Genomic DNA, 8676 nt, shown 5'->3' with positions numbered 1-8676 from the left:
CTCCGGCCGACGCGGCGGCGCCCGAGCAGGCCGAACCGACGGCCGCGGCGCCGCAGGATGCTGCGCCCGCGGAAGCCGTGCCGGCCGCGGATGCGCCCGCCGCGGAGACGGTCGATGCGGCCGCCGAGGCATCCGCCGAGATCGGCGAGCCGGAGCCCGAGCAGGAGGCCGCGGGCGAGGCCGCGCCCGCGTCGCCCATTCCGACGGTGCTCTCGACCACGTCCCTGATCTTCCACGCGCCCCCGGTGCTCGACGCGCTGCCGCCGCGCCCGCGCCAGGCCGAGGAGGAGCACGCGGAGGACGAGACTCCGAGCCGCTCGAGCGTGCGCCGTCGCGCGCGCCGCCGGTCCGGGGAGGACGCCCCCGCGGGCGAGCAGCCCGCGAACACGGTCGTCAAGGTGCGCAAGCCCCGCGAGGTCGAGCTCATCACCGAGCCCCAGAAGGTCAAGGGCTCCACGCGCCTCGAGGCGAAGAAGCAGCGCCGTCGCGACGGGCGCGACGCGGGCCGCCGCCGTGCGGTCATCACCGAGGCCGAGTTCCTCGCCCGACGCGAGTCCGTCGACCGCGCCATGATCGTGCGCCAGAAGGCCGGACGCATCCAGATCGGCGTGCTGGAGGACGGGGTGCTCGTCGAGCACTACGTCGCCCGCAACCAGGACGCGTCCCTCATCGGCAACGTCTACCTCGGCCGCGTCCAGAACGTCCTGCCCTCCATGGAGGCGGCGTTCATCGACATCGGCCGCGGCCGAAACGCCGTCCTCTACTCCGGCGAGGTCGACTGGGATGCCGCCGCGGCGGAGGGCGAGAAGAACCAGCCCCGCCGCATCGAGCTGGCGCTGAAGCCCGGCGACCGCGTGCTCGTCCAGGTCACGAAGGACCCGGTCGGCCACAAGGGCGCACGTCTCACGAGCCAGATCTCGCTGCCCGGCCGCTACCTCGTGTACGTGCCGAACGGCTCGATGAACGGCATCAGCCGCAAGCTGCCCGACACCGAGCGCGCCCGCCTGAAGAAGATCCTGAAGGAGGTGCTCCCGGAGAACCAGGGCGTCATCGTCCGCACGGCCGCCGAGGGCGCCACCGAAGAGCAGCTCACGCTCGACGTGCAGCGCCTCATCGCCCAGTGGGCCGACGTGCAGACGCAGATCCAGAAGGCTCAGGCGCCGACGTTGCTGCACTCCGAGCCGGACCTGCTCATCAAGATCGTGCGCGACGTCTTCAACGAGGACTTCCACCGCATGGTCATCGAGGGCGAGGAAGCGCGCAAGACGATCGAGCGCTACGTCGGCGCCGTCGCGCCCGACCTGCTCGAGCGCATCGAGGCGTTCTCCGGCGAGGGCGACTCGTTCGACGCGTTCCGGATCTCCGAGCAGATCGAGAAGGCCCTCGACCGCAAGGTCTGGCTGCCCTCCGGTGGTTCGCTCGTCATCGACCGCACCGAGGCGATGACCGTCGTCGACGTCAACACGGGCAAGTTCGTCGGCTCCGGCGGCAACCTCGAGGAGACCGTCACGAAGAACAACCTCGAGGCGGCCGAGGAGATCGTGCGGCAGCTGCGTCTGCGCGACATCGGCGGCATCATCGTCGTCGACTTCATCGACATGGTCCTCGAGTCCAACCGCGACCTCGTGCTGCGCCGCTTCGTCGAATGCCTCTCGCGCGACCGCACGAAGCACCAGGTCGCCGAGGTCACCTCGCTCGGACTCGTGCAGATGACCCGCAAGAAGCTCGGACTCGGCCTGCTCGAGTCCTTCAGCGAGCCGTGCGACGTGTGCGCCGGCCGCGGCATCGTCGTCCACCACGAGCCGGTCTTCAAGCACCGCGCCCCGCAGCAGCCGCAGACCGAGCGTCGCAGCCGTCGCGGCGGCGGCCAGGGCGGGGAGCGCCAGCAGCCACAGGCGCCGCGCGAGCCCGCAGCGACGACGTCCTCGACGCACGCGATCACCGACAACGTGAAGGCGGGCCTGGCGCAGGTCGCGGCGAGCACCATCCACCACGACGGCTCGCCTCGCACGGCGCCCGTCCAGGTCATCTCGCCCGACGCCGCCGCGTCCGAGACCGCGAACGGCGAGCAGGTCGACGGCCAGCCCCGCGAGGGCCGGTCCCGTCGCCGAGGCGGCCGTCGTCGCCGCGGCGGCCAGTCCGAGCGTCCGCAGGGCGAGACGTCGGAGCAGCAGGCGAGCGAGGCGGCGGAGGCCGCCGAGGTCGAGACGACCGCCGCTGAGGCGGCGGGCGCGTCCGTGCAGCCCGCGGAGACCGTCGCCGAGGCCGCGCAGGCGTCCGTCGAGGCCGACCTCGTGGATGCGGCGGAGGCCGGGTCGAGCGATGCCGAGTCCGCCGAGGCGGAGGTCGCGGAGACGCCCGACGACGCCGCCGTCCCCGTCATCGAACTCCCGGAGGCGCCGGTTCGCGAGCGTCCGGTTCCGGCGTTCGACGCGAACGCGCTGCTCGACTCGGTGCTCGACGCCCTGCCGGCGCCGAAGGAGCCCGGCACCGGTCGCGCTTCCCGGGGCCGCAGCCGTCGCGTCTCGACGGGCGCGGTGTCCGGCTCGGGCGACGCCCCCGTCATCCGCCGTGCCGGCGAGGACGCCCCGGCGGAGTGAATCGGTTTCCCCGACGCCCGGTCGCGCCCTCGCGGTGCGGCTGGGCGTCGGCCGTCAGCGGCCGTGCCGCTGCTTCGAGGTGACGCGCAGTCCGCTCGCGCGCAGTCGTCGCACGAGCTCGCGCCCGTCGACGGGCACGGCGCCCCGCGCGACCAGGTCGTCCCAGCGTTCGACGGGCACGTCGTAGTGGTCGAGGTCGAAGGCGCGGCGGGGGAGGTCCGCGGCGTCCGCGAACGCGACGAGCTCCTCGATCGACTCGTCGCTCACGAGATGCGCCCAGACCGTGCCGTGCTTGGGCCACATCGGGTCGTCGATCAGCACGGTCATGGCCGAGAGTCTAGGCGCGGGGCAGCGCGTCGGCGCGCGCCTCGACGGGATGCGCGCGCCACGCCGAGCGGCCGGTCGTTTGATTCCCTCAGGAACCTCGGGTAAACTCGGTCGCTGGTGTGCGTTGCTTATCCCTTCGCTGCCAAGGTTTTCTGTCGAGAACGACCCTTTCTTCCCGCTGGGGCGTGCTGCGCAGTGACATCCATCCAGACAGTCGGGGCCCGGATCGGGCTCCCCGGAGTGAGGTACGAGTAAGTGGTTTACGCAGTTGTGCGCGCCGGCGGCCGCCAGGAGAAGGTCGAAGTCGGCACCGTCGTGACGATGGACCGGATCGCGGCCGACGAGAACGGGAACGTCACGCTGACCCCGGTGCTCCTCGTCGACGGTGACAAGATCACCTCCGACGCCAAGAGCCTGGCGAAGGTCACGGTCACGGCCGAGGTCCTCAACGACCTGCGCGGTCCGAAGATCATCATCCAGAAGTACAAGAACAAGACCGGCTACAAGAAGCGTCAGGGCCACCGTCAGGAGCTCACGCGCGTCAAGATCACCGGCATCAAGTAAGCGCCAGGGAGAGAACAGCTAATGGCACACAAGAAGGGTGCGAGCTCCACTCGCAACGGTCGTGACTCCAACGCGCAGCGCCTCGGCGTGAAGCGCTTCGGCGGCGAGGTCGTGAAGGCCGGCGAGATCATCGTCCGCCAGCGCGGCACGCACTTCCACCCCGGCGTCAACGTCGGTCGTGGCGGCGACGACACGCTGTTCGCCCTCGCGGCGGGCTCGGTGCAGTTCGGCGCCAAGGGCGGCCGCAAGGTCGTCAACATCGTCGCCGGCGAATAATCCGGTTCATCTCGTGAGGGCGGGCTTCGGCTCGCCCTCACGTGTTTCCAGGGTCCGGTCGGATCCGCATCACGGGGTTCGGATCGATCCCACGAACGAGAGGTCGAAGACCGCATGGTGAGCTTCGTCGACGAGGTCGTCCTGCACCTGCGCGCCGGACACGGCGGGGACGGCTGCGTCTCGGTGCGCCGCGAGAAGTTCAAGCCGCTCGCGGGCCCCGACGGCGGCAACGGCGGCGACGGCGGCGACATCGTGCTCGTGGCCGACCCGCAGACGACGACGTTGCTCGGCTACCACCGCCGGCCCCACCGCACCTCGCCGAACGGCCAGCCCGGCCAGGGCGACAACCGCGCCGGCTCGACCGGCGAGCTCGTCGAGCTCCCGGTGCCCGTCGGCACGGTCGTGAAGGACCCCGACGGCACCGAGCTCGTCGACCTCTCCGTGCCCGGCATGCGCTTCGTCGTCGGCCCCGGCGGCCAGGGCGGCCTCGGCAACGCGGCCCTCTCGACCACCAAGCGCAAGGCCCCCGGCTTCGCGCTCCTCGGCACGCTCGGCTTCGAGGGCGACGTCGTCCTCGAGCTGAAGACCATGGCCGACGTCGCATTCGTCGGGTATCCGTCGGCCGGCAAGTCGAGCCTCATCGCCGCGATGTCGGCGGCGAAGCCGAAGATCGCCGACTACCCGTTCACGACGCTCCACCCGAACCTCGGTGTGGTGCAGGCGGGCGACGCCCGTTTCACCGTCGCCGACGTCCCCGGCCTCATCGAGGGCGCCTCGGAGGGCAAGGGCCTCGGCCTCGAGTTCCTCCGCCACGTCGAGCGCTGCTCCGCGCTCCTGCACGTCATCGACTGCGCCACGCTCGAGCCGGGCCGCGACCCGCTGAGCGACTTCGAGGTCATCCGCGCCGAGCTCGCCGCCTACCCCGTGCCCGAGGGCCAGGTGCCGCTGCTGGAGCGCCCGCAGCTCGTCGCGCTCAACAAGATCGACGTCCCCGAGGGCCGCGAGCTCGCCGAGTTCGTGCGTCCCGAGTTCGAGGCGCAGGGCATGCAGGTCTTCGAGATCTCCACGGTCAGCCACGAGGGCCTCCGCGAGCTCGGCTACGCCCTCGGCGCGATCGTCGAGCAGGAGCGCCGCGAGGCCGCCGTCGAGGACGAGAAGCCGCGCATCGTGCTGCGTCCGAAAGCCGTCGACGAGTCCGACTTCGTCGTCAAGGTCGAGGGCGGCACGTACGGGCCCGTCTACCGCGTCGTGGGCGGCAAGCCCGAGCGCTGGGTCATGCAGACCGACTTCGCCAACGACGAGGCCGTCGGCTTCCTCGCCGACCGCCTCGCGCGCCTCGGCGTCGAGGACGCACTGGTCCGCGCGGGCGCCGTCGCCGGTTCGACCGTCGTCATCGGCGTCGGCCAGGGCGTCGTCTTCGATTGGGAGCCGACGCTCACCTCGACCGCCGAGCTCGTCACCGCCCCGCGCGGCACGGATGCCCGTCTCGACGAGAACCGTCGTGCGAGCCGTGCCGAGCGCCGTGCCGAGTACTACGAGCGCATGGATGCCAAGGCCGAAGCCCGCGCGGAGCTCCAGCGCGAGCGCGAGGCCGGCCTCTGGACCGAGGACCCCGCTGCCGACGACACGACCGCTTCCGAGGGGCAGGAGTGACCGCTTCCCTCCGCACGGCGGTGCGCGACGCACGCCGCGTCGTCGTGAAGGTCGGCTCCTCCTCGATCTCGGGGCCGAACGTCGGACAGATCGACGTGCTCGTCGACGCCCTCGCCGCAGCCTACGGGCGCGGCGTGGAACTGGTGCTCGTCTCGAGCGGCGCCATCGCCACGGGCCTGCCGTTCCTCGACCTCGAGGGCCGCCCCACCGACCTCGCGACCCAGCAGGCCGCGGCCTCCGTCGGGCAGAGCGTCCTCGTCCACCGCTACCAGCAGTCCCTCGACCGGCACGCCATCGTGGCCGGCCAGGTGCTGCTGACGGCGGGCGACATGGAGGACGCGACCAACCGGCAGAACGCCCAGCGGGCCATGGAGCGCCTGCTCGGCCTCCGCATCCTGCCGATCGTGAACGAGAACGACACCGTCGCGACGCACGAGATCCGCTTCGGCGACAACGACCGGCTCGCCGCGCTCGTCGCGCGGCTCGTGCACGCCGACCTGCTCGTGCTGCTGAGCGACGTCGACGCGCTCTACACGCGGCCGCCGCACCTGCCGGGCGCGGAGCGCATCGCGGAGGTGCCGTTCGGCGACGAGCTCGCGGGCGTCGAGATCGGCTCCATCGGCCGGGCCGGCGTCGGCACCGGCGGAGCCGAGACGAAGGTCTCGGCCGCTCGGCTGGCCGCCCAGGGCGGTACAGCGGTCCTCGTCACCGCGACGGCGCTCGTCGGGGAGGCGCTCTCGGGCGGCGAACTCGGCACGTGGTTCGAACCCTCGCCCATCGCGCTCGCCCTCTCCGCGGCCCCGCACGGCCTCGGCGCCCCCGCGCCGCACGCCGCGCACCCGGGGGAGTAGCCGCCGTCACACGGGTCGGCCGCCGGATCGGCGGTCGTAGAATCGCACGCATGACGACCGTGCTGGACACCGCCGTGCTCGATGAGCGGCTCGCCGCCGCGAAGGACGCCTCGCGCGCCCTCGCGCGGGCGACGACCGCCGAGAAGGATGCCGCGCTCGCGCAGATCGCGCAGACGCTCCGGGAGCACGTGCCGGCGATCGTCGCCGCGAACGAGCAGGACCTCGCCGCCGGGCGCGCGAGCGGACTCTCCGACGGACTCCTCGACCGACTCCGCCTCGACGCCGTTCGTATCGACGCCCTCGCCCAGGCGGTGCTCGAGCTCGTCGCACTGCCCGACCCCGTCGGCGAACTCGTGCAAGGACGACGGCTGCCCAACGGGCTCCGCATCGAGCAGCAGCGGGTCCCGCTCGGCGTCGTGGGCGCGATCTACGAGGCGCGGCCCAACGTGACCGTCGACATCGCCGCGCTCGCGTTGAAGAGCGGCAACGCCGCGGTCCTGCGCGGCGGCACCGCCGCCGAGCACACGAACGGCGTCCTCGTCGATCTCCTCCGCAGCGCGCTCGAGGCCGCCGGTCTGCCGGGAGCGGCGATCGCGACGGTCGACGACTTCGGCCGTGCGGGGGCGCAGCACCTCATGCGGGCGCGCGACTACGTCGACGTGCTCATCCCGCGCGGCAGCGCCGGGCTCATCCAGGCCGTCGTCGCCGAATCCACGGTCCCCGTGATCGAGACGGGCGCGGGTGTCGTGCACATGTTCCTCGACGCGTCGGCCCGGGAGGACTGGTCCGTCGACCTCGTCCACAACTCGAAGACGCAGCGACCGAGCGTGTGCAACGCGCTCGAGACGGTGCTCGTGCACCGCGACGCCGCAGCACGACTCCTGCCGTCCGTGATCGGCCGCCTCGAGGCATCCGGAGTGGTCGTGCGCGGCGACGCGCGCGTGCGCGAGCTGCGTCCGGATCTGCCCGAGGCGACCGACGAGGACTTCGCGACCGAGCACATGGCCCTGGAACTCTCGATCGCGGTCGTCGACGACCTCGACGGCGCCCTCGCGCACATCCGGCGCTATTCGACGAAGCACACCGAATCGATCATCACCGAGGAGGTCGCGAGCGCCGAGCGCTTCCTCGCCGAGGTCGACGCCGCTGCGGTCATGGTGAACGCGTCGACCCGGTTCACCGACGGCGGCGAGTTCGGATTCGGCGCCGAGGTCGGCATTTCGACCCAGAAGCTGCACTCCCGGGGGCCCATGGGGCTGCCGGAACTCACGAGCACGAAGTGGATCGTGCGGGGCAGCGGCCACGCCCGCGGCTGACGGCCTGCCGATCCCGGAGGGCTCCATGAGGGTAGACTTCCGAAAGCACTCGCACGAACACGGAGGATCCACGAATCATGCTGAACACCGCCGCCGTCCTGGCTGAAGCCGGCCACGTGGAGCTCCCCATGCCGGCGTACATGTACGGCGTCGTGGCGCTCGTCATCTTCCTCGTGCTCATGGTCGTCACCCTGTCGTACCGCGACGTGGCGAACCGTCACAAGGCGAAGGCCGACGCCTACGCGGCCGCGCACGGCGACGAGCACGCTGCCGGCGGACACGGCGGGCACTGACCCGGCCACCGCATGACGAGCGCTGCGCCGCGTCGCATCGGCATCATGGGCGGCACGTTCGACCCCGTCCACCACGGTCACCTGGTGGCCGCGAGCGAGGTGGCCCAGTCCTTCGACCTCGATGAGGTCGTCTTCGTGCCGACGGGGCAGCCGGCCTACAAGTCGGCGGCCACCGAGGCCGAGCACCGGTACCTCATGACGGTCATCGCGACGGCGTCGAACCCCCGCTTCACCGTGAGCCGGGTCGACATCGACCGCGACGGACCGACCTACACGATCGACACGCTGCGCGATCTGCGTCGCGTGTACGGCCCCGACGCGGAGCTCTTCTTCATCACCGGCGCCGACGCCGTGGCCCAGATCCTGGACTGGAAGAACGCCGACGAACTCTGGGAACTGGCCAATTTCGTCGCTGTGAGTCGTCCGGGACATGTCCTCTCGGTGTCGGACCTTCCCAAGCGGGACGTAAACTTGTTGGAGGTTCCTGCATTGGCGATCTCATCGACCGACTGCCGGGAACGCGTTCGCCGGGGCTACCCGGTGTGGTACCTCGTTCCCGACGGGGTCGTCCAGTACATCTCCAAGCATCATCTGTATCGGAGCGCCGAATGACGAGTTGGCCTGAGCAGCCGCTCACCCGTCGTGAGCTCCGCGAGCGCGAGCGACTCCAGGCCGAGCAGGCCGCGGCGGGCGCCGCCCCTGCGCCGGCACCGCAGCGGTCCGCGCCGCAACCGCCTGCGCAGCAGCCCCAGGCTCCTGCGCCCTCGGCGCCGGCCGCATCGCGACCGCCCGTCCA

The 8676-nt window shown here is 71.8% G+C and carries 10 protein-coding genes; 9 read left to right on the top strand and 1 reads right to left on the bottom strand.

What is annotated here, in order from left to right:
- Window positions 1–2600 (top strand): Rne/Rng family ribonuclease (locus GB864_RS17400; RefSeq protein WP_160426956.1); only part of this gene is annotated, 2600 nt, incomplete at its 5' end.
- A 54-nt stretch (window positions 2601–2654) separates the two neighbouring features.
- Here GB864_RS17400 and GB864_RS17395 read toward each other — a convergent pair.
- Window positions 2655–2927, bottom strand: a complete 273-nt coding sequence (locus tag GB864_RS17395; RefSeq protein ID WP_160426955.1) for a DUF4031 domain-containing protein — start codon at window positions 2925–2927, stop codon at window positions 2655–2657.
- A gap of 255 nt (window positions 2928–3182) precedes the next feature.
- Between GB864_RS17395 and rplU the strand changes: the two genes are divergently transcribed.
- The 8 genes from rplU to GB864_RS18665 all read left to right on the top strand — a co-directional run.
- Window positions 3183–3491, top strand: coding sequence for a 50S ribosomal protein L21 (rplU, locus tag GB864_RS17390; protein WP_160426954.1), 309 nt, complete (start codon window positions 3183–3185; stop codon window positions 3489–3491).
- A 21-nt stretch (window positions 3492–3512) separates the two neighbouring features.
- A complete protein-coding gene (gene rpmA / locus GB864_RS17385; protein ID WP_160426953.1) occupies window positions 3513–3767 on the top strand; it encodes a 50S ribosomal protein L27 in 255 nt (84 codons plus the stop codon).
- Between the two features lie 114 nt (window positions 3768–3881).
- Window positions 3882–5420, top strand: a complete 1539-nt coding sequence (gene obgE / locus GB864_RS17380) for a GTPase ObgE (RefSeq protein WP_160426952.1) — start codon at window positions 3882–3884, stop codon at window positions 5418–5420.
- The gene (gene proB / locus GB864_RS17375) at window positions 5417–6271 is read left to right on the top strand and encodes a glutamate 5-kinase (protein ID WP_160426951.1); all 855 of its coding nucleotides are present in this window, start codon (window positions 5417–5419) and stop codon (window positions 6269–6271) included. Before obgE ends, proB begins: the two co-directional genes overlap by 4 nt.
- Window positions 6272–6321: 50 nt before the next feature.
- On the top strand, window positions 6322–7587 hold the full coding sequence (locus GB864_RS17370; RefSeq protein ID WP_160426950.1) for a glutamate-5-semialdehyde dehydrogenase: 1266 nt from the start codon (window positions 6322–6324) through the stop codon (window positions 7585–7587).
- 77 nt (window positions 7588–7664) lie between these two features.
- Window positions 7665–7880 (top strand): hypothetical protein, encoded by a 216-nt coding sequence (locus GB864_RS17365; RefSeq protein WP_160426949.1) that lies wholly within the window; start codon window positions 7665–7667, stop codon window positions 7878–7880.
- 12 nt (window positions 7881–7892) lie between these two features.
- Window positions 7893–8492: a nicotinate-nucleotide adenylyltransferase gene (nadD, locus tag GB864_RS17360; RefSeq protein WP_160426948.1), complete on the top strand. Its 600-nt coding sequence runs from the start codon at window positions 7893–7895 to the stop codon at window positions 8490–8492.
- Window positions 8489–8676: hypothetical protein (locus GB864_RS18665; protein ID WP_236779225.1), on the top strand; the 188-nt coding region annotated here is incomplete at its 3' end. The genes nadD and GB864_RS18665, both read left to right, overlap by 4 nt.

This window comes from Agromyces seonyuensis (genome assembly GCF_009789225.1).
In the GTDB taxonomy this organism is placed as follows: Bacteria; Actinomycetota; Actinomycetes; order Actinomycetales; family Microbacteriaceae; genus Agromyces; species Agromyces seonyuensis.
Note: the sequence above shows the minus strand (reverse complement) of the source record. Positions and strands in the feature narration are given on the sequence as shown.